The 23,286-nt window shown below is 38.3% G+C and carries 21 protein-coding genes; 7 read left to right on the plus strand and 14 right to left on the minus strand.

Annotation, left to right across the window (positions count from 1 at the left end; genetic code table 11):
* Positions 1 to 62: 62 nt before the first annotated feature.
* Complete coding sequence (locus tag G580_RS0107190; RefSeq protein ID WP_028841607.1) at positions 63 to 353, minus strand: hypothetical protein; 291 nt, start codon at positions 351 to 353, stop codon at positions 63 to 65.
* Positions 354 to 531: 178 nt separating this feature from the next.
* Between G580_RS0107190 and G580_RS0107195 the strand changes: the two genes are divergently transcribed.
* Genes G580_RS0107195 through G580_RS0107205 form a run of 3 tightly spaced genes read left to right on the plus strand, consistent with a single transcriptional unit; the run spans position 532 to position 3,506 of the window.
* Positions 532 to 1,191, plus strand: a complete 660-nt coding sequence (locus tag G580_RS0107195; RefSeq protein WP_083960836.1) for a lytic transglycosylase domain-containing protein — start codon at positions 532 to 534, stop codon at positions 1,189 to 1,191.
* A gap of 23 nt (positions 1,192 to 1,214) precedes the next feature.
* Positions 1,215 to 2,909, plus strand: a complete 1,695-nt coding sequence (gene iorA / locus G580_RS10415; RefSeq protein WP_038041845.1) for an indolepyruvate ferredoxin oxidoreductase subunit alpha — start codon at positions 1,215 to 1,217, stop codon at positions 2,907 to 2,909.
* Between the two features lie 3 nt (positions 2,910 to 2,912).
* Entirely contained in the window at positions 2,913 to 3,506 is a 594-nt protein-coding gene (locus tag G580_RS0107205) for an indolepyruvate oxidoreductase subunit beta (protein WP_028841609.1), read from the plus strand.
* On the opposite strand, the gene G580_RS0107210 is transcribed toward G580_RS0107205, so the two are convergent.
* The 11 genes from G580_RS0107210 to G580_RS0107265 all read right to left on the minus strand — a co-directional run bounded on the left by G580_RS0107210 (position 3,459) and on the right by G580_RS0107265 (position 17,070).
* Complete coding sequence (locus G580_RS0107210) at positions 3,459 to 4,286, minus strand: TrmH family RNA methyltransferase (protein WP_028841610.1); 828 nt, start codon at positions 4,284 to 4,286, stop codon at positions 3,459 to 3,461. The two genes, G580_RS0107205 and G580_RS0107210, sit on opposite strands and share 48 nt — an antisense overlap.
* A gap of 5 nt (positions 4,287 to 4,291) precedes the next feature.
* On the minus strand, positions 4,292 to 5,083 hold the full coding sequence (folE2, locus tag G580_RS0107215) for a GTP cyclohydrolase FolE2 (protein ID WP_038041847.1): 792 nt from the start codon (positions 5,081 to 5,083) through the stop codon (positions 4,292 to 4,294).
* On the minus strand, positions 5,083 to 5,979 hold the full coding sequence (locus G580_RS0107220; protein ID WP_028841612.1) for a dihydropteroate synthase: 897 nt from the start codon (positions 5,977 to 5,979) through the stop codon (positions 5,083 to 5,085). The genes folE2 and G580_RS0107220 overlap by 1 nt, the downstream gene beginning before the upstream one ends.
* A gap of 31 nt (positions 5,980 to 6,010) precedes the next feature.
* A complete protein-coding gene (gene acsC / locus G580_RS0107225) occupies positions 6,011 to 7,369 on the minus strand; it encodes an acetyl-CoA decarbonylase/synthase complex subunit gamma (protein ID WP_028841613.1) in 1,359 nt (452 codons plus the stop codon).
* A 38-nt stretch (positions 7,370 to 7,407) separates the two neighbouring features.
* Positions 7,408 to 9,624: an acetyl-CoA decarbonylase/synthase complex subunit alpha/beta gene (gene acsB, locus G580_RS0107230; RefSeq protein WP_028841614.1), complete on the minus strand. Its 2,217-nt coding sequence runs from the start codon at positions 9,622 to 9,624 to the stop codon at positions 7,408 to 7,410.
* Between the two features lie 10 nt (positions 9,625 to 9,634).
* The gene (locus G580_RS11325; protein WP_083960837.1) at positions 9,635 to 11,827 is read right to left on the minus strand and encodes an acetyl-CoA decarbonylase/synthase complex subunit delta; all 2,193 of its coding nucleotides are present in this window, start codon (positions 11,825 to 11,827) and stop codon (positions 9,635 to 9,637) included.
* Positions 11,828 to 11,841: 14 nt separating this feature from the next.
* Entirely contained in the window at positions 11,842 to 12,510 is a 669-nt protein-coding gene (locus G580_RS0107245; RefSeq protein WP_028841615.1) for a methylenetetrahydrofolate reductase C-terminal domain-containing protein, read from the minus strand.
* 13 nt (positions 12,511 to 12,523) lie between these two features.
* The gene (locus tag G580_RS0107250; RefSeq protein ID WP_028841616.1) at positions 12,524 to 12,859 is read right to left on the minus strand and encodes a hydrogenase iron-sulfur subunit; all 336 of its coding nucleotides are present in this window, start codon (positions 12,857 to 12,859) and stop codon (positions 12,524 to 12,526) included.
* Between the two features lie 15 nt (positions 12,860 to 12,874).
* Positions 12,875 to 14,290 carry a 4Fe-4S binding protein gene (locus tag G580_RS0107255; protein ID WP_028841617.1) on the minus strand — a complete coding sequence of 472 codons (1,416 nt, stop codon included), beginning with the start codon at positions 14,288 to 14,290 and terminating at the stop codon, positions 12,875 to 12,877.
* A gap of 94 nt (positions 14,291 to 14,384) precedes the next feature.
* A complete protein-coding gene (folD, locus tag G580_RS0107260; protein WP_028841618.1) occupies positions 14,385 to 15,290 on the minus strand; it encodes a bifunctional methylenetetrahydrofolate dehydrogenase/methenyltetrahydrofolate cyclohydrolase FolD in 906 nt (301 codons plus the stop codon).
* A gap of 13 nt (positions 15,291 to 15,303) precedes the next feature.
* Complete coding sequence (locus tag G580_RS0107265) at positions 15,304 to 17,070, minus strand: formate--tetrahydrofolate ligase (protein ID WP_028841619.1); 1,767 nt, start codon at positions 17,068 to 17,070, stop codon at positions 15,304 to 15,306.
* Positions 17,071 to 17,391: 321 nt separating this feature from the next.
* Here G580_RS0107265 and G580_RS0107275 point away from each other — a divergent pair, with 321 nt between their 5' ends.
* Genes G580_RS0107275 through G580_RS0107290 form a run of 4 tightly spaced genes read left to right on the plus strand, consistent with a single transcriptional unit; the run spans position 17,392 to position 20,079 of the window.
* Complete coding sequence (locus G580_RS0107275; RefSeq protein WP_028841620.1) at positions 17,392 to 17,973, plus strand: hypothetical protein; 582 nt, start codon at positions 17,392 to 17,394, stop codon at positions 17,971 to 17,973.
* Positions 17,974 to 17,983: 10 nt separating this feature from the next.
* On the plus strand, positions 17,984 to 18,562 hold the full coding sequence (gene pal, locus G580_RS11075) for a peptidoglycan-associated lipoprotein Pal (protein ID WP_051173234.1): 579 nt from the start codon (positions 17,984 to 17,986) through the stop codon (positions 18,560 to 18,562).
* A 22-nt stretch (positions 18,563 to 18,584) separates the two neighbouring features.
* Complete coding sequence (locus G580_RS0107285) at positions 18,585 to 19,130, plus strand: OmpH/Skp family outer membrane protein (RefSeq protein WP_028841621.1); 546 nt, start codon at positions 18,585 to 18,587, stop codon at positions 19,128 to 19,130.
* A gap of 28 nt (positions 19,131 to 19,158) precedes the next feature.
* Positions 19,159 to 20,079, plus strand: coding sequence for a glucokinase (locus G580_RS0107290; RefSeq protein ID WP_028841622.1), 921 nt, complete (start codon positions 19,159 to 19,161; stop codon positions 20,077 to 20,079).
* Here G580_RS0107290 and tsaE read toward each other — a convergent pair.
* Both tsaE and G580_RS0107300 read right to left on the minus strand, forming a co-directional pair.
* Positions 20,015 to 20,485 (minus strand): tRNA (adenosine(37)-N6)-threonylcarbamoyltransferase complex ATPase subunit type 1 TsaE, encoded by a 471-nt coding sequence (gene tsaE / locus G580_RS0107295; RefSeq protein ID WP_028841623.1) that lies wholly within the window; start codon positions 20,483 to 20,485, stop codon positions 20,015 to 20,017. The genes G580_RS0107290 and tsaE overlap by 65 nt on opposite strands.
* 19 nt (positions 20,486 to 20,504) lie before the next feature.
* Positions 20,505 to 23,105 (minus strand): M16 family metallopeptidase, encoded by a 2,601-nt coding sequence (locus tag G580_RS0107300; RefSeq protein WP_083960838.1) that lies wholly within the window; start codon positions 23,103 to 23,105, stop codon positions 20,505 to 20,507.
* Positions 23,106 to 23,286: the final 181 nt, after the last annotated feature.

Consider the following 23,286-nt stretch of genomic DNA (forward strand, 5'->3'; position numbering starts at 1 on the left):
TTTCATAGGCTTCCCCTCCTTCTTAATTTTGAGTTTAAGTTTATCAGGGGAAGCCCTTACCCCTAAAATTTAGACACAATTAATGAAACACTACCAAAGGAAAAGGAATTACCTCCATTGTCTTCTACAAAGTCTACTTCAATATATACTGGACCAACTTGAGAATACTTACCAAAATCAGCTGATATAGAAACCTGGCGATAAATAAAAGCTTGACCTTTTGTTTTCTTTTTAAAAGAGGGTTTATCAAACAAGCGAAGAAATCTTTTGAGGGTGCCAAGGGAGAGGTTTTTAGTTTCGTTGATACCTTCAGATGGGTAATGTTTTAAGAGGTCTTCTTTAAGCAACTTCATTTAGGACCCCTTTTTAGCAATCATCTTTCCCTCCCCGTTTCTTAAAAATTGGTTATTAGGGAAGGAATTTTAACTTCAGGGACAGAATTTTAATCTAACCATTCTTATTTCAGAGATATTTTTTGATCGAATGCGGGGGATTGACATATGTATATACTTTATGATATAATTGGGGAGTATGAAAAGTATAGTAAAAAAATTATTGTATTTAATTTTTAACTTTAACTTTGTGGTTTTAGGATTTTTTCTTTTTTTTCTTTTTTCTCATGCTCAAGCACATATCTATAGGTGTGAAAATCTTGAGACGGGTGAGGTTTTCTTTAGCAATCAAAAGCTAAATGCTTCCTACTGCCAACTTTATATTAAAGAAAAACCTAAAAACTTAAACCCTAAATCCTTAGGAGCTAAATTCCCTTATTCTGACAATTATGCCAAACTACCGGGAGAATACGAAAACTGGTTTGAAAAGGTAGCACAGGATTTTTCTCTTGACCCTGCCCTGCTTAAAGCTATCGCAAAGGTTGAATCTTCCTTTAACCCAAGGGCTATTTCTCCCAAAGGGGCTATGGGTATCATGCAGCTTATGCCTCAAACCGCAAGGCTTGTAGGGGTTGAAGACCCTTATCATCCCTTAGAAAATCTCAAAGGTGGGGCTAAATACCTAAGGATGCTTATAGATGAATTTAGAGAGCTAACTTTAGCCCTTGCAGCTTATAACGCAGGCCCAGAAAAGGTAAAACTCTATCGAGGGATACCTCCTTATCCAGAAACTCAAAGCTATGTAAAAAACGTATTATACTACTATTCTATTTTTAAAAGCAAAAAACCAAATAATTAAAAGTTTAATTTTTGGAGGGTTTTATGCATCCTATTTTAAAAGGTGAAAACTGTAAAAAATTTCTGTTAGGAAACGAGGCGATTGTTCGAGGGGCAGTAGAGAGTTGTGTCCAGGTTGGGGCGGCCTATCCAGGGACTCCTTCATCTGAGATAGGAAATAACCTTTTTCAGATGCAAAAAGATTTGGCCGGTCTCTATTTTGAATTTGCTGTAAATGAGAAAGTGGCTATGGAAATCGTTGGAGCTGCCTCTGCCTGTGGATTACGTGCTATTACCTGTATGAAGCATGTGGGGTTAAATGTGGCAAGTGATGCCTTTATGTCTCTTGCCTATGTAGGGGTGGAAGGGGGCTTGGTGGTGGTTACTGCAGATGACCCCTCCTGTCATTCAAGCCAGAACGAACAAGACAACCGCTATTATGCAAGACTTGCCCAGGTGCCTATGTTTGAGGCTTTTGACCCTCATACTGCTTATGCCCTTACCAAAGAGGCTTTTCCCCTTTCGGAGAAGTTTAAATTACCTGTGCTTTTAAGAACTACAACCAGGGTCTCTCATGCAAGAGGAGTGGTAGAGGTAGGGAGTGTTCCCTTTGAGTTTTATCAAACCTTTAAAAAAGGAACTTTTAAAAAAGACCCTTTTAGGTTTGTACCAGTGCCTGCGGTAGCCAGAAAAGAACATAAACTTCTTTTAGAAAAATTAGAAGAACTTCAGAACTTGGCTAACTCCTTTAAGTTTAACCAGTTTATACCCAGAGGAAAATTAGGGATCTGTGTCTCTGGGGTTGCGGTAAACTATGTAATAGATGCCTTAGAAGATTTAGGATTACAGGATGAGGTTTCTTTACTTATCCTTACGTTTACCTATCCTTTCCCAGAAAAGTTGGCTTTAGAATTCCTTTCTCAGGTAGAAACATGTTTTGTGGTAGAAGAGCTTGAGCCCTATTTAGAAGAAAATTTGAGAGTTCTTGCTTATAATTACGGTCTTAAAACCAAGATTTTAGGTAAAAAAGAAAAACTTTTACCCAGGTATTTTGAATTTACCCCTACCCAAGTAAAAGAAGCCTTAGTTAACGCCTTTAACCTAAAAGGTATTAACTTTGAGATTCCACCCCTTGATTTTTCTGCTGTTCTCCCACCAAGACCTCCTGTTCTATGCCCAGGATGTCCTCATAGAGAAACCTATAAACTCATAAAAGAAGTACTGCAAGAGATGGGAATAGAGGAACAGACCATTTATCCTACAGATATAGGCTGTTATACCTTGGGTATCCAGCCTCCTCTTAACATGGCTGACTATCTTCTTTGTATGGGTTCAAGCGTAGGAGCTCCTTGTGGTTTTGATATAGCTACAGACCAAAGGGTGGTAGCTTTTATCGGAGATTCAACCTTCTTTCATGCAGGGCTGTCTCCTTTAGTAAACGCTAAGTTTAACAAACATAAATTTACACTGGTGGTCCTTGACAATGACACCACTGCCATGACTGGACATCAACCTGTTCCTTCTCAAACAGTCAAATCACCTATCATTCAGGACCACCCAACCATACCTATACACCAAATAGCTGAGGCCCTTGATATCCCCTATGTGGTAATAAACCCTTACAAAAAAGAAGAAGCTAAAGAACTTGTTCAGCCTTTACTTGAAAAACAGGAGCTTTCGGTAATCATCGCAAAAGCTCCTTGTATCTTATACAAAACTAAATCTCAAAAAGGGAGTTAGACCATGAAAAAGATAAAAGGATTGGTGGTAGGTGTAGGAGGACAAGGTATCATCCTTTTTACCAGAGTTTTAGGGGAAGCCTGTATTAAGGCTGATATTCCTGTTATCGTTTCTGAAGTCCATGGGATGGCACAAAGGGGAGGTGTAGTAGAAAGTTCTATTTGCCTTTTTGGAAAAAGCCCTTATACCTCAGAAGGAGAAGCAAATTTTATCGTAGCCTTTGAACCTGCTGAGGCCTTAAGGTTTGTTAAAAGGGCTAAAAAAGAAACCAAATTTGTAATAAGTAAGGACCCTATTTTGCCTCTTGCAGTAAAAGAAGGGGTAGCTACCTATCCAGACCTTAATCCTTTGTTTGAAGAGATGACCTCATATTTTAAACATGTGTTTTTTATACCTGGAGAAGACTTAGCAAAAGAAGCAGGTTCTACCAAAGCGTTAAACATGGTGATGTTAGGAGCAGCAACCTCTCTTGGGGTCTTCCCTTTAGGTAGAGATGCCCTGGTTGAGGCCATGCTTGAACTTTTACCTGAAAAGCTACATGAAGTAAACTTAAAGGCCTTTGATTTGGGTTTTAACTATGTTAAATCTATCCTTTAACCACTGATAAAGAAGTATACCTGCAGATACTGCTACGTTGAGAGATTCTACTTTACCTACGATAGGGATGGTTAGTCTGTAGTCTGAGACTTCCATCCCTTCTTTAGAAAGTCCTTTAGCCTCGTTTCCAAAAACTAAGGCTGTTTTGGGAGGAAAAGAAAAAGAAAAAAGCTCTTCACCTCCCTTAACCACCGTAGCTGTTAGTCCAAAACCTCTTTTTTTAAGGTCCTCAGCAAGTTCTGTCAATCTTTCAAACTTTATCACAGGAACATGCAATACAGCTCCAGCACTTGCCCTAACGGCCTTGGGGGAAAAAGGGTCTGCTGTACCCTTAGTATAAAACACACAAGCCACCCCAACCGCTGCTGCCGTTCTTATTATCGCCCCTACGTTAGAAGGATCCTGTATTTCTTCCAGCACTACCACACAACAAGGGGTTTTTCCCAACCTCTCTGATAAGTCCTCAAAAATAGGAAACTTAACGACCGCTAAAACCCCTTGAGGGGTATCTGAGACAACTAACTCTTTAAAAAGTGGGTCTTCTAAAACCAAGATCGAAATTTTTGCCTCTTCTGCCTGTTTGAGCAAAGGCTTAAGTTTCTTAAGCCCTCCCCTTTCAAAAACTACCCAAAGGACTTTGTTTTTTTCTTGGGCTAAAAGTTCTCTAACAAAAGAAACCCCTTCTACAAGAAAGGCCTGATGTTCTTTCCTACCTTTGATTTCTTTAAGAGCCTTAAGAAATTTAAAGGTTGGGTTTGACCTTGAAGAGATGGTTTTCATAGGTTTTATGAACCATTTTTGGTTCTTTCTATACAGGCATAGGCGTTGTGGGCATGGATAGACTCAAAGTTTTCTACCTCTACAAAAAACCATTTTATCTCAGGATGTTCCCAGAGCCGTTTAGCTATCCCTCTGACTACATCCTCTACAAAACGCGGATTTTCATAGGCAAACTCTGTGACAAACTTTTCGTCTGGTCTTTTCAAAAGGGAATATACCGGGCTTGAGGCAGAACCTTCTGCAATCTCTATCAACTCTTCTAGCCAGATAAACTCTTTAAACCGCACTTTAACGGTAATCAGGCTTCTTTGGTTATGGGCTGAAAACTGACTGATAGATTTAGAACAAGGACAAAGGGTCATCACCGGTACCTTGGCCCCAATCACCAGATCTTTCCTACCCTCAGAATAGGAAGCCAACAAAATCCCCTGGTATTCCATCAGAGAAGAAATCTGGGTAACAGGTGCCTTTTTTTGCAGAAAATATGGAAAAAACATCTCTAAATGGGCACTTTTGGCTGAAAGTCTTTGAGTAAGTTTTTTTAAAAGTTTGATTACGTTTTTTACATGAATCTCCCCTTTAAACTCGTTTATCACCTCTATAAACCGGCTCATATGAGTACCTTTGAACTTAGAGGGAAGGTCTACATAAAGGTTGAGCTCTGCCACCGTGTGTTGCAATCCCTTTTCTCTGTCAAGGACCGTGACAGGATGTTTAAATCCCTTGATACCTACTTTATCTATGTCTATTTTCTCTTCTGGAGGCAGACTCTGTACGTCAAGAAGTTCTGGTTTCATCAGTATTCTAACCAAAACTCCGAAAAGATGGTTTTACCAAGAAGTACCTGGGTAGTTTTATAAATTTCCACTTCCTTGGGGGTTAAATCCTTAGGGTCTATTTCTTCTCCATCCATAATCCTTCCTACCAGGTTTACCCAATCTGGATGTAAGCCTTTAGCTATCTCTACCAGCTCTCTATCATAGACATTAAGGATGGCTGCATAAAGGTCATACTTCATAAGCATCATAAGAAGCACTCGGTTAAGATAAGGTCTTAGTTTCGGGTTAATTCCGTTAGAAACGTTAGAAAGTCCTACGATGCTTTTGGCACCTGGAGCAAGGTCTTGAAGCATCGAAAGAAAAGTTAAAGCCTCAACTATTTGGTCTGCCCCTAAGGTAATAGGTGTGATGATTGGGTCTACCCAGATTTTTTCATTAGGGATCCCTGCCTCGTTAAGCTTCATGATAAGGTCTACGGCTAAAGAGGCTCTTTCGTTTGCATCTCTTGGTAATCCTTCGTCTCCCCATAAAAGGGCTACAACCTCACATCCAATTTCTGCCGCAAGAGGGATAAGTTTTTCCATTCTTTCTTTTTGAGCAGAAATAGAATTCATCAAAAACCTCTGTGGGTTTTTCGAAACCTTAAGTCCTGCAGCCATAGCCTCTTCATTAGTAGTATCTAAGGATACAGGGAGGTCCACCTCAGACTCAACCAAGCTTACTATCCAAACCGCAAGTTCCTTTCCTTCCTTTTTAGCTGGTCCTATATTAAGATCTAAATAGTCAGCCCCTAACTCCTTTTGCTCTCTTGCCATCTTTTTTATTGGCTCTGGGTCTCTTGCCTTTATAGCTGGTCCTATGGTTTTAGACATAACGTTTATGCTTTCACCTACACAAACCACTTTTTTCTCCATCTTTCCTCCTCAGTGATTAACCTAAAAATTTTTAAGGCTTTAATCTTTTAGCCAACTCTCTTAAGGCTACAGGAAGCCCATTTGCTTCTCTTGGCCCTATCACTACCTCCCAACCTCCAAGCTCCTCCTCAAGCTCTCCCTTGATGTTAGCCACATAACCTGGTATCAGCAATGTTCTGTGTTTTATCTTTTCAGTAATACCTGTTTTTTTAACAAACTCTGCGATGTTATCGGCGTTAAACTTACCTGCAGCCCAGGCAGTAAGAACTGAGAGCCCGTCTGTATCCTTTACCAAAAGCCAGCAAGGAACTCTACTTCCTTCTATCTCTCCAGATACGATAAAATATGTCAAGGCAAAGTTACAGGTCACCACTACTGGAGAATACTCATCCGGCCCGTTTATAGGATAAATCCCTTCGTCTACCACCAAAGGTTTTTGTGGGTCTGAATAAAGATTAAACCTTTCCAATAACAAGGGAAACAAAAGCTCTGGCTTCAGGTCTGAAAGTAAGATAATACTTGCATACTTTGCTACATAGATGCTGGCTAAAAGATATTCCTCAACCAGGTCTTCTGTATATCTATTCATAAAGGTTATCACCGGAAACCCAAAGGGTTTAAAGCGTTTTTTCACAGCTGCTCGTCTTATGATCACCAAATCTTCTAAAAGCTCCTTGGGATGAAGGGCTCCGCTATCTAAAACCAGATCTCTTACCCCCTCTTTAATTAAACCTTCAACTAAACCAGCCAACTCTCCTAACGTTGCGGCAGAAACTACCAAAGGCACTTTTTTTTCTGTAGCCAAAGTAACCCAAGAAGATAAATCCTCTGCTTGTTCTGGACAAACAAGAGGAATTGAAGGAGCACAAACCTCTATAGCGTTTTTGACTAAAGACAAATCTGAAGAGGCTAAAACTATCGCTACCTCAGACAAGTTTTCCCTTACTTTTTTTACCAAACTAATAAAACTCTCCTTATCTCCTTCATCTTTGATGCAAACTATTTCAGGTTTTAGGACATTGCCTACCCTTTCCCACTTTAAGGTTTGATAGGCTTTAATTCTTCTTAAAATCTCTTCTTCTTCCATCGAGGTTTTTAGATAGGTTCCGATAAGTGGAGGGTTTTCAAACTTTTTTTCATGTCTAAAAAGCACAGTTTCTCCTCCTAACTTATAAGAGCCCTCAGGGGTTCCTATCACTACCGTTCTTATAGGTGGAGCGGTAGCTTCAGATATTTCTTCCTTAACCTTAGGATCTACGTAAGGACACTTGTCTATCTCTGCCTGTCCTGCAGCCACCTTCATCGCAAAGGCAAGACAGGTAGGGAAACCACATTCTTTACAGTTTTTCTTAGGAAGAAGTTTCATGATTTGAATACCGGTGAGTGCCATCTAAACTACCCCTTTAAAGGTTGCTTATCTCTTTGTCATCACATCAGAGGAGGAAGGGTTAAAACAGGATGGTTAACCCTTTCTACCCAAGTTTTTATCTCTTCCTCTGTGTTAGCTATCGTTTCGTCTGCTATCTTTTCTATCAAATCAGGAACTCCTAACTTTTCTGCCATTATTTTTAGTTTATCCTTGAGTTCCTCTTTTAAACTTTTAGGCATCCACACAAGCCTTTTTATTCCACCTTCAGCCATCAAAAACTTAGGAGATACGATATAATGTTTAGCTACCCCTAAGAATCCTGGTGTTTGCACCCCACCACCTACCATGCCTGCCATGGTAGAAAACTTCATGCCTGTAGGGGTAAGGCCTGTATAATCCCGGTTAACTACCATAACCCCGTTCACCTCAGGAAGTACCGCAGCAATACACTCAAAACATCCACAGGCAGTCATAGGGTCTTTCATAATACTGTAAAGTGCTACTTTCTCTATTTTCCCACGGGAAGCCTCTTTAACAAACTCGTTTACCCCTGAAAAATATCCTAAAACTGGGTCTAAACATTCCCCTTTAGGAATAGGTTGGTTCGGGCCTGTAGGATTGATCTCATAACCTGCCTTTCCGTCAAGCCAGTTATAAGCCCCACACATACCCACCCTTTCCGGGGATATCACACACACATGGGATGGGGCAAAACTCTGACATAACGTACAGGAGTAAAACACATCAACCTTTTCGTCTACCAACCCTGAAAGTCTCTCATCTCTAACCCGATAAACCTCCTTAGCCTGCTCTAAAACCTTTTTAACCTCCGGTTCTCGAGTATAGATTTTTACCTGAAGCTTGTCTACTATGGCACTAAACTTTTCTTTTATCTTGGCATATAGGATTAATCCTAAATGTTTAAACGTAAAACCCTTTTCTACAGCTTGTTTAGATATCCTAAGCCACATTAAATTTCTTTGCCCTACATGCATGATCCCCTGGGCATAGTTTATAAAATAGTGAAACTGCCTCTCTATTATAGGTTCAAAGTCGTCTTGCATGTTAGCCCCAGCTACTTCAACCACCACTGCTAAAGGCAATCTATAAGGAGGGCCTTTTTCCTCAAGTTTTTTTAGGTCTGGAATATCTGGACCAAATACTTCGAGCTTTCCGTCCTCTATTTCGTCTAAAGGCTTTGAAACCAGCAACTCAACCCCTAAGGTTCTTCCTCCTCCACATTCAAGATAGAGGTCTTCTTTTCTAACCCTTTCTCCCTCAAAAGAAGCAGCATAAGCTACAGGAATGTCAAGTTTAACCGAGGTGATCTTAAGACCTCTTACCTCTAAAGCTGTATCTACCATCCTGTCAAGGGGTACGTTAGAGACAAGGTGTTCATAAAGACATACCCCAGGTATCTTTATTTCAGGAAGTTCCACATCGGCTATAACTGGACATCCCCAGTTAAAGACCCCAAGTGCGGTTGCCGCAACTTCTAAAGAAGGAGCACCAAAGGACAACGCAAAAGCAAAAGTTCTGTTTTTATTATAAAGAAGGTTCTTAGGCCCTTCTCCTGGCTTTATCCCTCCAAAAGACATAGCAACTCTACAAGCAAAACCTATAGCAAAGGCTACTGAGGTTACCTCTGGGCCAAAAGGCACCAGTCGAGTGGACCAGCCAAGCTGAACCCCTTTTTGCAAAAGTCTTTCTACCAAACTCACACCTTGCCCTGTCCCATGCAAAAACACATACAGATTTTTTTCTTGGAGGTCCCTGATGATGTTTATCGCACCCTCTATATCTCCAGGCGTCCCAAGAATAACCGCAAAACCAGGAGCGGTTCCGTCTACAAACTCAACCCCTCTTTTCCTAAAAACAACGTCATCTGCTGCCCCAAGCCAAAGTTTCCCTTCCTCTGGGTCTTCTGAATAACAATAAAAGTCCGGCTGTTTTAGATATCTAATAGCCTCTATAATTTCCTCAGAAAAAAGCGCAACCAACCCTGCATCTAAAGCCTTGCCCCAGTAAAAAACTTCATAAGAAGCCTCCTTAGGTAAGAGCTTCTTTATTTCTTCTAAAACCTCTCCACAATCTCCCAGTTTTTTAACCGGATAACCTAAGATAGCATAGATTATAGGCAAAAAATAAGCAGTATTGGGAAAACCTATGGATTTTTCTTTACCAAAGGTTTTGACCGCCTGTTCATACTCCTCTAACGCCCTCTCAAAAAGTAGATAAGCACCTTTTATACCTAATTCACAGACTATTTTAGACATTGCTTACCTCTTAGGGTTTTTGTTCGGCTGAGAGCCAGAAAAGATTAAATATTTTTTTAGCCAACTCTAAGGACTTAGGATGTCTAAGAATAAACAATTCGCCTCCTGCTAACGCAAGGGAAACGACAGTAATAACCTCCATCATAACCCCTCTCATCTCAGCTTCTCCCATGAATTCATCAGTAGGAAGACTGGTCTCTTTAGTCTTCCAGACCTCTCTACCTACGTTGCAGATAAAGGGATTTTGCAGTTTTACGTCGTTAGAATAAAGGGCTGCAAGCCTTATCCTTTCCATCACAGAATAGGTATATTCAAGTCCATATCCAAGGGCACCTACCGAAGGGTCCATGATAATTTTTTCTAAAGATACTCCTAAGTTTTCAAGCAAGATATTTAGCTGCTTGGCTATGTTAACATCTATAGGGCTTTGAGCTATCACAGGCATTTGATACCCTAAGGCTACAGCTCCCAAGGTACGGTAGTTATCTTCCACTATAGGACCAAAAAGAATGTTGTCGTCCTTGATTCCCTCTGCTACCTCTCTAAGTACCTCGGTATCTTTTTCAGCATTATCACATCCCCATACGATCAAAGGCACATCTACCGCTTTTTTAACCTTTTCTATAACCCTTTTAGCATGGTCTGCCCCTAAGTTTAAATAATTCGGGTCTATCCCTAACAAATAAACAGCTATCGCCTCAGCCCCATACTCTTCTACACATTTTTTAGCCCAGGCCCCTGGGTCATTCCACACATCTTTAAAGTACTTAGCAAGTACCTCTGGAAAATCCTCAGGAACCACGTCTAATACTTCCATCGCTATCCTTACAGGTTGACCTAAACTACCCTCAAAACCGTAAAAAGGTAAGGCCTCAGCACCTCCAACTTTTAACCCTTTCTCGCCTTTTCCAAAAACAACCTCTCTAATCCTGCCAGAAGCAGGTTCACGATAAAGATCTTCTGAAAGACCCTTAGCCCTTTCAGATAAACTCCGATATAAAACCTTTGATCTCAGTTTTTCACTTATCAGTCTTTCTTTTTTAACTGATACCAAAGAAGCAGAAGTAGTTTCTGTAGAACCCTCTACTACCGAAGAAGGTTTTTCTTTTGTTGTCTCTATCGCAATACTGACCTTTTCTGAATCTTCTTCTTTTATTTCTTTTTTCCCAGTAATTAAACTTTCGAGTCTTAAAAGATGCTCTTTCAAATTTTTTATTTCTTGTTCTAAGTGCTTTTTTTCTTGTTCTCCCAAAGAAAAGGTTTTGGTCTCCTGTGATAATAAATCTTGAAAAAATGGACGAGGATAAAAGCCTGTTCTTTTAAGGATTTCAGGAAGGTATTCTTCCCAGCCTATAGCCATAAGATGAAATCCTTTTACTCCAGGGATTTCTTTGATTTTTTCTATCAGTTCTACAGCTATTTTTATGCCTTCTTCTAAAGGGTCTTTAGCCTCGCGCATCCTTTTAACCAGATCTTCAGGCACACAAGAACCTGGCAGGTGACTTTTGATGTAGTCTATCATCCGAAAAGATTTAGGAGGTACTATTCCTGCTAAGATATAGGCCTTTTCTGTAAGACCTTCGTTATGGGCGATATACATAAACTGCTTAAACTTGGTTACATCATAAACCAACTGGGTTTGAATAAACTCAGCCCCTGCTTTGATTTTTTTAGCAAGCCTTCTTACTCTATACTCTGAAGGATCGGCAAAAGGATTTTCTGTTGCCCCGATAAAAAATCGAGGATTTTCTCCTTTTATCTCCTCTCCGTTTAAAAACCTTCCTTTTTTAAGTTGATTAACCATAGCCACCAGTTGCACAGAGTCTAAATCAAAAACAGGCTTAGCCTGAGGATGATTTCCAAATTTTGGATGGTCTCCTGTGGTACAAAAAAGGTTTCTTATCCCTAAGGCCCAAGCCCCTAGAAGATCAGACTGCATGGCTATACGGTTTCTATCCCTGCAGGTCATCTGAAGGATAGGCTCTATCCCCTCTGACATAATAGCCAAACAACCAACTAAGCTTGAAAGCCTTACCATAGCAACCTGACAGTCGGTAATGTTTGCAGCATCTACATATCCTTTAAGGATACGGGCTTTCTTTTTTAACGACTCAAGGCTTGCATTCTTAGGTGGTGCAAGCTCGCAAGTAATGGCCATATAACCAGACTTTAAAACCCTTTCTAAATTGCTTCTAAATTTCACGCAAGCTCTCCTCTTTAAAAGGTTAAGTCTTCTCTTTGTCTTCTTCTTGGACCTTCGCCAAAAGTTGATCTCCAATCCTTTGGACCTATTATTTCATCAAGGCTTGCAAGCTCTCCCCTTTTTTCAAGCCTGATGATAATTTCATACCAAACACAGGAAATTTCAGGGTTTACCTCACACCTTTCTGTTTGAGACCCTCCACAAGGCCCGTTTAAAAGCCCTTTAGGGCACCTTGCTATAGGACAAAGGCCTGCGGTTTTATCGATAAAACAATCCCCACAAGCCCGACACCTTTCCTCCCAAACACCAAATCCAAGATGAGCCCCTATAAATAGGGTATCTGTTCCAGGATAAACCTTTAAATCAGGATAAAGGTCAGCTATCAAGTTTACCCCTACTCCACAAGCTAAGCTAACTACCGCTTCAACCTCTTTAAGAAACTCAGGCAACACCTTCAAAGCAACAGGGTCACACTGTCTAATAAGGGTTTGTCCGAGAGCAATAAAGTTTTTCCCTTCTTTTTCTGCTATAAGATTTAATGCCGAGACCAGCAACTTTACCTCTCTGTCTCCTCCGGTAGAGCAAATCCCTGAACACCCTCTACATCCTAAAACTAAAACCTTACGGAAGCCTGCTATGTTTTGCCAAATCTTTTCGATAGGCTTTAATTCGGTAATTACCATAACTTTTTCTCCGTTAAGCTTTAAAAACCTGATCTAATAAAGTTTGGCCTTTTTCCTTGCTAAGATAAACCATCTCCAGTCTATATCCTTCAGCCCATTTTCCTAAATATCTTTTTACCGTAGCCATCCTTTTTTCTGCCCTTAAGTTCCCGATCCTGCTTTTACACGTTCCTTTTTTACAGCCTACCACAAAAACCTGTTGAAACCCTTCTTCTAAAGCTTTCAACACCTCAAAAACAGTTAAATCTCCTGCACAATCTAAGGTCTTTAAAACTATATCTTCTCTATCCTTAATCCCATCTTCTAAAACAAGCTCTCTACAAACAAACACCAGAGTTTTTCCTTTCATCAAGCCTCCACAAACTTAGATTACTTGAAGATAGATCGCCTCAGAAGGACACTCACCGATACAGATGCCACAACCTGTGCATTTCTTTAGGTCTACCACAATCCTATTAGCCACATGGTTGATAGACATGGCTGAAAAAGGACAAATCTTTACACAATTAAAACAGTTGATACACCTTTCTCTGATCAGCTGAACCCGTTTAAACGGAAGCAATTTAGAGGAAAGACTGTTTTTAAACCTCTCTAACAATAGCTGTTGGCAAAAAGACATGCGCTCTGAAAAAGAAAGAGACCTTCGCATTTCCATATCAAAAAGCACCCTTGGCTTTGGCTGGTGAATTCCTAAAGTCTTTCTTTTTGTTTCTATCCTATCTATGATTTCCTGTAAAATTTGGTCTGTAAGACCTTCTTCAAATACCTTAACCTTTTCATCAAGCAATTTAAAAGGTAAAAAGTCCTTCCCTATGGCTAAAACTTCTAAACCTAAACCCAGAAAAGCAGGAACTAAAAGCCCAGGATTAACAGTTTCTAAACCGTTTTTACTACAGTAGACCGCAACTAAAGGTATCTCTGAAATCTCTTTAACCAATCCTCCGGCACTAAGCATCTCTAAAACAACAGAAAAAATCTCAACTTCATTCCTTAACCATAAAACCGGAGGCAAACCAAAGGATTCTAAAAATTGTCTCAGCCCTTCTCCTGCTTCTTTAATAAGGTCTAAGCATTTTAAGGTTTCTCTTTCGTTTCCTGCAGACCATATCCAGATATTCTGATTTAAAAGGTTTTTAACCAAAGAAAGATATGGTTCCTCTAAAGTAAGATGATAAAAAAATACCAGTCCTTTGATATTACCTGCTTTAAGGTTTTCGTTGATCGGACTTAAAGAGGCCCTGAAAGTTCCCCCAAGGGCATACATCAGGTCTGCACAGGTTAAACCGTTTGAATCCCCTTCAGAAACACCTAAATCTTTCAAGTATGACCTAAATAGTGCTAACCCAAAAACATAGGTAAGAGAAAGTTTAACCAAACTTTTAACAAGCTCTTCTTTTTCTTCAGCTCTGAGAAAATTTTCATAAGTATGGACTATCTCTCTTTCTATTCCTTTAAGTAAAAGCCCTTCTTTTTTAAGCTTAGATAAAACCTCAGCAGGGAAAAATTTTTCAACCTTTTCTGTTAAATCTTTAGTAGAAAACAGATCTATAAGGGTTTGTGTGATTTTTGTTAGTAAAATCCTTTCGGGAAGACTACTGTCTAAGCCTAAGCTTTGAGCCAAGAAAAGAAGATTTTCTGGCTTGGTAAAATCTATCGTTTTACCTGAGGATAAAGCCTCATCTATTTTTAAAATTTCACCTTTAAAATCTAAAAGTTGTAAACCATAATCTTTAATCAGATGTAAACTTAAGTTTTTTATCTGATCTTTAGTATTTTCCAAAGTTATACCTCAATCGTATAAATTTTAAAAAACTATTATAACATATTTATACTAAAACACTATCGATAAAATCCGATCAAGGATTGGCTTTTAGCTAAAACTGAATTTCTTCAGAAAGACCTTGGCTCACTTTAGCAGCTTCTAAGGTGTTTTTCATCAACATGGTAATCGTCATAGGGCCCACTCCACCAGGAACTGGAGTAATAACCGAGGCTTTCTGTTTAACACTTTCAAAATCTACATCTCCACAAAGAATCGGTTTACCCTCAGGGGTGGTCCCAATCCTGTTAACCCCAACATCTATTACCACAACCCCTTCTTTTACCATCTCTCCTGAAATAAACCTTGGTCTCCCTGCTGCTACTATCAAGATTTCTGCCCTTTTAGTATGAAAAACAAGGTCTTTGGTAGCGGTATGACACACCGTTACCGTTGCATTCCCTACAGGTTTAAGTTTCTGCATAAGAAGGAGGGCCAGGGGTTTACCTACGATGTTACTTCTTCCTACGATGACCACCTCTTTTCCTTCTACCTCTACCCCAGCCTCTTTTAAAAGAACCAGAATTCCATAAGGTGTACATGGGATAAAAGTAGGATGTCCCATAACCAGCCTTCCTAAATTAAAGGGATGGAAACCGTCGACATCTTTTTTCGGGTTGATAGTACAGATCACCTTTTTTTCGTCTATATGTTTAGGAAGAGGTAGCTGCACCAAGATACCGTGAATGGAAGGGTCCTGGTTGTATTTTTCTATAAGGTCTAAAAGGGTCTTTTCTGATATGTCCTCCGGAAGGTTTTCTTGTACCGAGTAAAAACCAAGTTCTTTGGCTACCCTTTGTTTGGCTGTAACATAAGAAACAGAGGCAGGATTTTGTCCTACCAAGATGGTAACAAGACCTGGAATAAGCCCATATTTTTCCTTTAATATTCTTACCTCTTCTTTGATTTGTTCTCTCAAGTTTTTGGCTATCTCTGAGCCTTTTAATATTAACGGCTCCATGCTTTAACCCCCTTTATTCAAGACCTATGATTTTGCCAGTTTTCAAATCTACATCTATCTTACGAAAAGCTGGATTAGAAACTGTGCCAGGCATAAGGTTGATTTCACCAGCAACAGGGACAACAAACCTCGCACCTCTAAAAACCATGATATCTCTTACATTAAAAACCCATTCCTTAGGAACACCTCTAAGAGCAGGATTATCTGAAAGAGAAAGGCTGGTTTTAGCCATACAAACAAAAAATTCTGTAAGGTCTTCTTTTTCAAGCTGTTCCAATTTTTCCTTGGCTAAGGGAGTAAAGCAGACCTCCTTTGCACCGTAGATTTCTTTTGCAATTTTTTCTATTTTAACTTTAAGAGGCTCTTTGGTATCGTAAAGAAAGCTAAAACTATTGGGTTTTTCACAGGCTTCTATCACCGCTTCAGCCAGCTCCAGGGCACCTTCTCCTCCCTTGAACCAGTGGTTAGAACAAACCGCAGTCACCCCTAAGTACTCACAAAATCTTTTAACCACCTCTATTTCTTCTTTAAAATCATATGGAAACTGGTTAATACACACCACTGGATTAATTCCACTTTTTTGGATAATACCTATACAATAGGCTAAAAGCTCACAGCCTTTTTCTACCAGGTCTGGTCTTAAACTCTGGTATTCTGAAGGAAGAGGCTGGTTTTTCTTAGGGAGAGGTGCTCCTCCGTGATATTTAAGGGCCCTTAAAGTGATTACTAAAACTACTGCCTGAGGTATAAGACCTGATAACCTGCATTTGATGTTCCAGAATTTTTCATAACCAATCTCTGCCCCAAAACCCGACTCAGTAACATGATATTCTGAAAGCTTAAGCCCTAAATAGTCTGCTATGATAGAAGACTGGCCAAGAGCGATGTTAGCAAAAGGTCCGGTGTGAATAAAAACAGGTTGTCCTTCTATAGTTTGTGCAAGGGTTGGATTAAGAGCCTCTACCAACCAGGCAGTCATCGCACCTGCTACCTCGAGGTCTTCGGTAGTAATAGGATTTCCCCTTTTATCATAGGCTACTACAATCTTTCCAACCCTTTCTCTTAGATCCTTTAAATTTTTAGCGATAGAAAGAATGGCCATAAGTTCTGAAGCTGGGGCTATCCAAAACTTGCTTTCCATCAAAACACCGTTCTTTTTATCTCCCAGTCCTATCAAAACTTTTCTCAAGGCCTGGGCACAAAAATCTATTAACCAGGGAAATTCAACCCTTTTAGGGTCTATGTTAAGCCTTTTAATTCCTATTTTTAAAAGCTCTTCGTCAATATACGTTTCTTCATGATGAATTCTTGAGGTAAGAGCTATCATAGCAAGGTTATGGGCATTCATCACCGCATTTATGTCTCCAGTAAGCCCTAAAACAATCTTATCTAAAGGTAATACCTGAGATAACCCACCTCCGGTGCCTCCTCCTTTTAGGTTAAAAGTTGGGCCTGAAGAAGGCTGTCTTATAGCACCACTTACCCTTTTTCCTTTTTTAGCAAGTCCTTGAATAAGTCCTATCGTGGTGGTAGTTTTTCCTTCTCCAAAAGGAGTAGGCACTATCGCCGTAACATCGATATATTTTCCGTAAGTTTTATTTTGTAACCTTTGGGTTACTTTAAGATAATCAACTTTAGCCAGGTAATAGCCATAAGGTATTACTTCTTCTGAGAGAAGTCCGATTTCTTCTGCCAGTTCAAAAACCTTTTTTAGATTTTTTTCGGCTTGATAGGCTATCTCCCAGGTAGAAAGTTTTGTTGGGTCTAACTTTTTTTTCATAAAAGCCTCTTTAAGATGTTTTTAAGTTTATAAGTTTTAGCTCAAAAAACGATTTTCGTCAATCCAAAGGTCAAAATCTTTGTCTAAAGAGAAACCAAAAACATGTTTAAAACTATGTTTAAATTTTTAAAAGTTTTCGACATGCTTTTGAATAAGGTTATTTAAAACTTTCTGACAAAAGTTTTAAACCCCCTATCCTTGATATTTTGCACCTTATAAGCATTTTGTTTAAACCAACCTGGTTTATCATCATCTTATCTTTTATTTTTTTTCTTTTAAATTAAAATCTTTTTTATTAAAATTTTCATAGTAAGGCCAATTATGTTAAAAAATTTAAAGCTGATTAAACATTTAGAACCAGATCCTACTGCTTTGATGAAAGAAAAAATTAAAGTAGCTGAAGAGCTTTTTGAGCATTGGAACGACTATTTTTATAAAGACTCAAAGTTTTTAAAACTTTTAAAAAGGTACGAAAACGCAGTTTTGTTGTCAAACCAGACGATGTCAAACTTAGAAACATTTAACGAATGTTATGTTTGCTCAGTTATAGATAAAAAAGGTTGTTGTAAGGCTGGTATTGAGGCAGAGGTAACTGTAAATATTTTATTATTAAACTTTTTCTTAAAAAAAGACGTTCCCAAGGAGAGAGAGATTCCTTTAAGATGTTTTTTTGTCGGTCCTACAGGATGTAAGATCTTTGCCAGACCTTTTATCTGTAGAGACTATTTTTGTCGTCGTTTGTTAAATAAACTTTCTCACTCTGAGTATGCTTTAGTAACCCAGGTGCTTAACGAAGAGCTTACTTTACTTTATGAAATAACGCGATATATTAGAAAACAACTGGAGTTTTTATTAGGTGAGTTTTTGTTAGAATTAGACATAGTAGGTTATTGCTGGGAATAAGGGGAGACCTATGGTTAGATGGTGGCTTTTAATAGGTGTTATCCTTTTATTTTCTGGATGCGCAAAAAAGGAGGTTCCACCTATACTTGGAGAATCACAAGCTCCTGTTTATCAACCTCAGAAAGAGTCTACACCCCCTGTTTCTCAGCCTAAAGCTCCTTCAGAAACAGAACAAAATCAGGTGTTTTCTTCTGAAGAGTCTAAAGTCTCAGAAAAAGAAGACTGGGAAAGATGGAAAGTTTATGGAAGAAGCACCTCTCCTCTTAAGGCAGTTTTTTTTGATTATGACGATTATTCCATAAAAGAAGATATGTGGGAACCTATTAAACATAACGTTAAATACCTTCTTAAGCACAAAGATTTGAAGGTTGAGTTACAGGGAAACTGCGATGAAAGAGGTACCAACGAATACAACATGGCTTTAGGTGCTAAAAGAGCTCAAGAGGTAAAAAAGATGCTTATGAAGTTAGGAGTAGATGAAGAAAGGATTAACACCATCAGTTTTGGAGAAGAAAGACCCTTAGCTAAGTGTTCTAACGAAACATGTTGGGCTATTAACAGAAGAGTTGATTTTGTGATAATTAAATAATAAATAAAAACAGGAGGTTTTTATGAAAAGGTTTTTTATTAGTATGTTTTTGGTCTTTTTTTTAGGTTTTGGTTTTTTTAATGAGGCCAAGGCTGAGCCCAGTTTAAAAATAGGGGTTATAGACATCAAAAAAGTGATTAATAAATCCAAGTACGGCGAAGAAATTATTCAAAAGTTGCAAAAAAAATATGAAGAACTTTCTTTAAAAGTTCAAGCAAAGGCTAAAGAATTAGATGCCATTAAAGAAGAATTAGAAAAAAAAGGGTCTCTTCTTTCTCAAGAGGCAAAAGAAAAAAAACAAGCTGAGTATCAAAAGCTGTTAAGAGAACTTAAAAGCCTTCAAGAAGACGCACAGTATGAGATGCAAGAGTATGAAAAACAACTTCTTGACCCGGTTTTTAAAGAGTTAGAAGGGGTTCTTAAAGAGTTTGTACAAAAAGAAGGGATCGACCTTGTTTTAGAAAAAAATCAACCAGGAATATACTATGTAGCACCCAAGGTTGATTATACCGAGAAATTGATAGATAAATTTAACTCCTATTACGAAGCTAAAAAGACAAAGAAGTAAAGTTTGGTTTTTACTACAAACTTAAAGAATGTTAGTAGCTGACATAGGAGGTACTAATTCAAGAATAGGGATCTTAAAAAATCGCAAAATTTTAAATATCAAGATTTATCTAACCAAAGAACATAAAAATCTATACAGTATACTCGAAAGGTATTTTTCTGAAGTTTTTCTCGAAAACCTTACGGAAGAGGTTTATTTAGCGGTTGCTGGTCCGGTTTTCGAAGATAAAGCCAAACTTACCAACCTGGGATGGGAGGTTTCTGTAAAGGAGCTTAAGAAAAAATTTAATTTCAAAGAAGTTTTTTTGGTAAACGACCTTTATGGGTTAGCACTTGGGGCCTCTTTTTTATCTGATAAAGACCTAAAAACTTTAAAAAGAGGAAAAACTAAAAAGAAGTTCCCCCGAGTGTTTTTGGCACCAGGCACAGGGTTAGGTATTTCGTTCTCGATAGATGAAGGCATAGTTTTACCCTCAGAAAACGGACATACCCTTTTTTGCGCTCTTAAAAAAGAAGAATATGCTTTTTTAGAATACTTGGGAACTCTAAACGAAGAAAAGTGCTGGGAAAAAGCTTTATCAGGAAAAGCTGTTTCTCTCTGGTATCAGTTTTATTTTAACCAAACTTTAATACCTGAAGAAATTTTTAACCTTGCTAAAAAGGGAGAAGAAAAGGCTCTTAAGACGGTTGAGACGATGGTAGAACTTTTAGGAAGAAAGGCCTCAGAATTAGCCCTTACTTTTTTGCCAGAAGGGGGAATTTATCTCACAGGTGGTTTGGTCTCAGGATTAAAAGAGTTTTTGACAAAAAAGAATTTCTTAGATAAGTTTTTAACAGGTTATTTTAACAATCCTAAGATGGATTTTCTTTTAGAGCGTTTTCCTATCAAGTTGATAGCTCATCCTTATCCAGTTCTCTTAGGAGCTCTTGCCATTCTCCATAACCGATAAAGGTAATCCTTCTTTTTGAGAGGTCCAGATATTCAAAATAAATTTCTAAAAAATCTTCCTTTAATGACTCGTTAAGGCGGTCAGCCCACTCTATGAGTACAATACCTTCGTTTAAAAATTCATGAAGTCCTAACTCTTCTAACTCCACATGTTCTAAACGATAAAGGTCAACGTGGTAGATGGTATATTTTCCTTCATACACATTGATTAAAGAAAAGGTGGGACTGGTTACATAAACCTCAGGGTCTACCAATAAACCTTCTGCAACCCCTTTTACAAAGGTAGTTTTTCCACAGCCAAGGTCTCCATAAAGAAGGATTAAGTCTCCGGGCTTTAAAAGTTTTGTAAGACTTCGGCCTAATTTTATGGTGTCTTCTTCGTTTTCAGTTATAAAGTTTATTTGCATTTATAGATTTTTAAAAATTTTATTTTCCTAAAATAAAAAGCACAGCATTTTCTTTTTTTAGATAGGTTTTTATAAACTTTTGGATATCTTCTTGTTTGATATATTGTAACATGTTTTCGTAATTTTGACTATAGTCCCACCCAAGGTTTAAAACCTCATTTACTGCTATGTCTTCGGATTTAGCAAGGTTGCTTTGTAAGCCAATTTTGAGCTTACCTAAAAGTCTGTTTTTAGCCCTTTCGATTTCCTCTAAGGTTAAACCTTTTTTAGAAACTTCTTCCAAAATTTCCCAAAAACCTGCTATCGCAGCTTCTTCTTTTTCCGGAGAACAACCTATGTAGAACACAAAGGCAGATTTTTTAGGATAAAACACCGTAAACGAGGTAACGCTATAAGCAAGGGAGCGTTCATCCCGTAAAACCCTAAATAGCCTTCCGTCTTGGCCTGAGAGAGCACTGCTTAAGATTTCTAATACCAGTTTTTCCTTTGAATTAAGACCAGGAGTTTGAAATCCAAGTAAAATTTGGTTCTGGAAAGTTTCTTTTTTAATTTTTTGGGTCTTCTGAGAAGGAAGTTTAGGTTCTTCTTCCTCTTTAATTATTACCTTTGAGGCTTTCCAGTCCTTTAGATAGGATTCGAGTTTTTGTTTTAGGATTAAGGGGTCTACGTCCCCTACCACAGTTAATACAGCCTTTTCAGGGGTAACAAAATTTTGATAAGCCTGCCTTAGGTCTTCGGCTTTAAAGTTTTGGTAAAAAATTAAGTCGCCTGCTATGTTTAATCCATAGGGATGATCTGAAAAAAGTATTTTTAAAAATTGATTGACAGCTAAGCTGATCGGACTGTCTTCTTGCATAAAAATCATAGAAATAAGTTCAGGCCGAGCTTTTTCACACTCCTCTTCTTTAAAAGTAGGAGTTAGTAAGATTTCCTTAAAAAGCTTTAAGGTTTCATCAAAATTAGAGGAAAGGGAGAGTGCTTTTAACCCAAAGGTATTTCTTCCAGAAAAACCTTTTATGGTAGCACCTAAGGCCTCAAGCTTAGAGGAGATTTCTTCTGCAGAATATTTTTGAGTTCCTCTTGTCCAAAGAAGGGTTAATGCTTGAAAAAGTCCATTAGTTTGAGGGGTCTCAAACCTCAAACCTCCTGGAAAGGCTAAAGTTATTCCTACGGTGGGTAAATCCTTCCGAGGATAGACGATGACCTTTAGTTTATTTTCTAAGGTAAATAATTTAACAGGAGAATCTTTTTTTACAGAGATCAATTTTTTAAAATCTTCTTCATCAAAAAGCCTTTTTTCAGAGAAAAACCCACCTACCAGTTTATCAAAATTAAAGTATTTTTTCGCTACCTCTTTTAGGTCTTCAACCGTTGCTTGCTCTATCTTGTTTTTATACCACAGGATGTCCCTATAATTTCCTCTTTTTAGCTGAAAAAAAGAAAGGGTGCTTGAAAGACCATCAGAGGTTTCTGCATCAAACACAAAATCAGAAAGTAGCTGTACTTTAGCTTTCTGTAACTCTTCTTCAGTAACGCCTAAATTTTTGATTTCTGCAAGCTCGTTTATCAGATGAGAGACTATGTCTTTAAACTTTTCCGGATCAGCGGTGCCATAGATTTCTATTAACCCAGGTCCTAACGGAGAAAAAGCAGACATAGAGATAGTCTTTACTAAGTTTAATTCCCTTTTTAATCTTACGTAAAGTCTTGAAGATTCTCCCCCTCCTAAGGCCTGGACAAGTAGGTCTAAAAGAGGTGCATCCTCTTCCCTAAAGGAGGCTCCAGGTAAAGTAAACGCAAAATAACCCTCTTTAACCGGTCTTTCTACCCAGACTAACTTTGGTTTTTCTGTAAAGGGTTCTTCAGGGAATTTTACTTTTTTTAACTTTCGTTTGGGAAGGTTGGTAAAGTATTTATCGATTAGAGAAAGGAGCTCATCCTGAGGGACTTTCCCTACCACTGAAAGGACCATATTGTCAGGGGTATAAAACTGGTTGATAAAAGACAAGAGATCTTCTCTTTTAAAAGACCTAACGGTTTCTTCATAACCGATGATAGGGCGTCTGTAAGGATATTTTTGATAAGAGGCCTTCATGACTTCCTCAAAAAGCACTACATGGGGATTGTCAAGCCTCATTTTCATCTCCTCAACCACCACTTCTTTTTCCCTTTCTAACTCTTTAGGGTCAAAATAAGGATGAAATACTACGTCAGAAAGGATGTCTAAGGATTTCTCTAAGATCTTGGTTGGTCCGGTGGTGTAATAACAGGTATAATCAAAAGAGGTAAAGGCATTCATGTAGCCACCAAGGGCTTCGATTTCTCCTACGATGTCCTCTGGCTTTTTGGATTCGGTGCCTTTAAAGATCATGTGTTCTATAAGATGTGTAATCCCTGCCTGTTTTTCATTTTCATAAGCACTACCGACTTTAACACAAAGTTTAACTGTCACCACATCTTCTCTTTCATATGGATAAAAGAGGAATGTAAGCCCGTTTGAAAGTCTTTTTTCTATTACTCTATCTACTATATAGTTAGATTTTTTAGCTTCTCCAGCCATACTAAAACCTCCGGAAAACAGAATGATAAAAAATACTATCCAAAATAATTTTTTTAACATTTTAGGTCTTTGCTCCTTATTTTGGGTATACAACTTTTTAATTTAGCATAAGTATAATTTTTATCCAGTGAGGTTAGGTTTTGCTAAATTTTCAGGTGATAAGCTCTCAATCTGTGTAGATATAATTTTAATAATTTTAATAATGTCTAAAAAAGTATTGACTTTTTATAAAGTTTTAATT

Origin of the sequence: Thermodesulfobacterium hveragerdense DSM 12571 (assembly GCF_000423845.1) — a bacterium.
Lineage (GTDB): Bacteria > Desulfobacterota > Thermodesulfobacteria > Thermodesulfobacteriales > Thermodesulfobacteriaceae > Thermodesulfobacterium > Thermodesulfobacterium hveragerdense.

What these genes read in the sequence shown, in the direction of transcription:
- G580_RS0107190 (WP_028841607.1), bottom strand. Translation starts at nt 353, where the DNA reads ATGAAGTTGCTTAAAGAAGACCTCTTAAAACATTACCCATCTGAAGGT.
- G580_RS0107195 (WP_083960836.1), top strand. Translation starts at nt 532, where the DNA reads ATGAAAAGTATAGTAAAAAAATTATTGTATTTAATTTTTAACTTTAAC.
- iorA (WP_038041845.1), top strand. Translation starts at nt 1,215, where the DNA reads ATGCATCCTATTTTAAAAGGTGAAAACTGTAAAAAATTTCTGTTAGGA.
- G580_RS0107205 (WP_028841609.1), top strand. Translation starts at nt 2,913, where the DNA reads ATGAAAAAGATAAAAGGATTGGTGGTAGGTGTAGGAGGACAAGGTATC.
- G580_RS0107210 (WP_028841610.1), bottom strand. Translation starts at nt 4,286, where the DNA reads ATGAAAACCATCTCTTCAAGGTCAAACCCAACCTTTAAATTTCTTAAG.
- folE2 (WP_038041847.1), bottom strand. Translation starts at nt 5,083, where the DNA reads ATGAAACCAGAACTTCTTGACGTACAGAGTCTGCCTCCAGAAGAGAAA.
- G580_RS0107220 (WP_028841612.1), bottom strand. Translation starts at nt 5,979, where the DNA reads ATGGAGAAAAAAGTGGTTTGTGTAGGTGAAAGCATAAACGTTATGTCT.
- acsC (WP_028841613.1), bottom strand. Translation starts at nt 7,369, where the DNA reads ATGGCACTCACCGGTATTCAAATCATGAAACTTCTTCCTAAGAAAAAC.
- acsB (WP_028841614.1), bottom strand. Translation starts at nt 9,624, where the DNA reads ATGTCTAAAATAGTCTGTGAATTAGGTATAAAAGGTGCTTATCTACTT.
- G580_RS0107245 (WP_028841615.1), bottom strand. Translation starts at nt 12,510, where the DNA reads ATGGTAATTACCGAATTAAAGCCTATCGAAAAGATTTGGCAAAACATA.
- G580_RS0107250 (WP_028841616.1), bottom strand. Translation starts at nt 12,859, where the DNA reads ATGAAAGGAAAAACTCTGGTGTTTGTTTGTAGAGAGCTTGTTTTAGAA.
- folD (WP_028841618.1), bottom strand. Translation starts at nt 15,290, where the DNA reads ATGGAGCCGTTAATATTAAAAGGCTCAGAGATAGCCAAAAACTTGAGA.
- G580_RS0107265 (WP_028841619.1), bottom strand. Translation starts at nt 17,070, where the DNA reads ATGAAAAAAAAGTTAGACCCAACAAAACTTTCTACCTGGGAGATAGCC.
- G580_RS0107275 (WP_028841620.1), top strand. Translation starts at nt 17,392, where the DNA reads ATGTTAAAAAATTTAAAGCTGATTAAACATTTAGAACCAGATCCTACT.
- pal (WP_051173234.1), top strand. Translation starts at nt 17,984, where the DNA reads ATGGTTAGATGGTGGCTTTTAATAGGTGTTATCCTTTTATTTTCTGGA.
- G580_RS0107285 (WP_028841621.1), top strand. Translation starts at nt 18,585, where the DNA reads ATGAAAAGGTTTTTTATTAGTATGTTTTTGGTCTTTTTTTTAGGTTTT.
- G580_RS0107290 (WP_028841622.1), top strand. Translation starts at nt 19,159, where the DNA reads ATGTTAGTAGCTGACATAGGAGGTACTAATTCAAGAATAGGGATCTTA.
- tsaE (WP_028841623.1), bottom strand. Translation starts at nt 20,485, where the DNA reads ATGCAAATAAACTTTATAACTGAAAACGAAGAAGACACCATAAAATTA.
- G580_RS0107300 (WP_083960838.1), bottom strand. Translation starts at nt 23,105, where the DNA reads ATGTTAAAAAAATTATTTTGGATAGTATTTTTTATCATTCTGTTTTCC.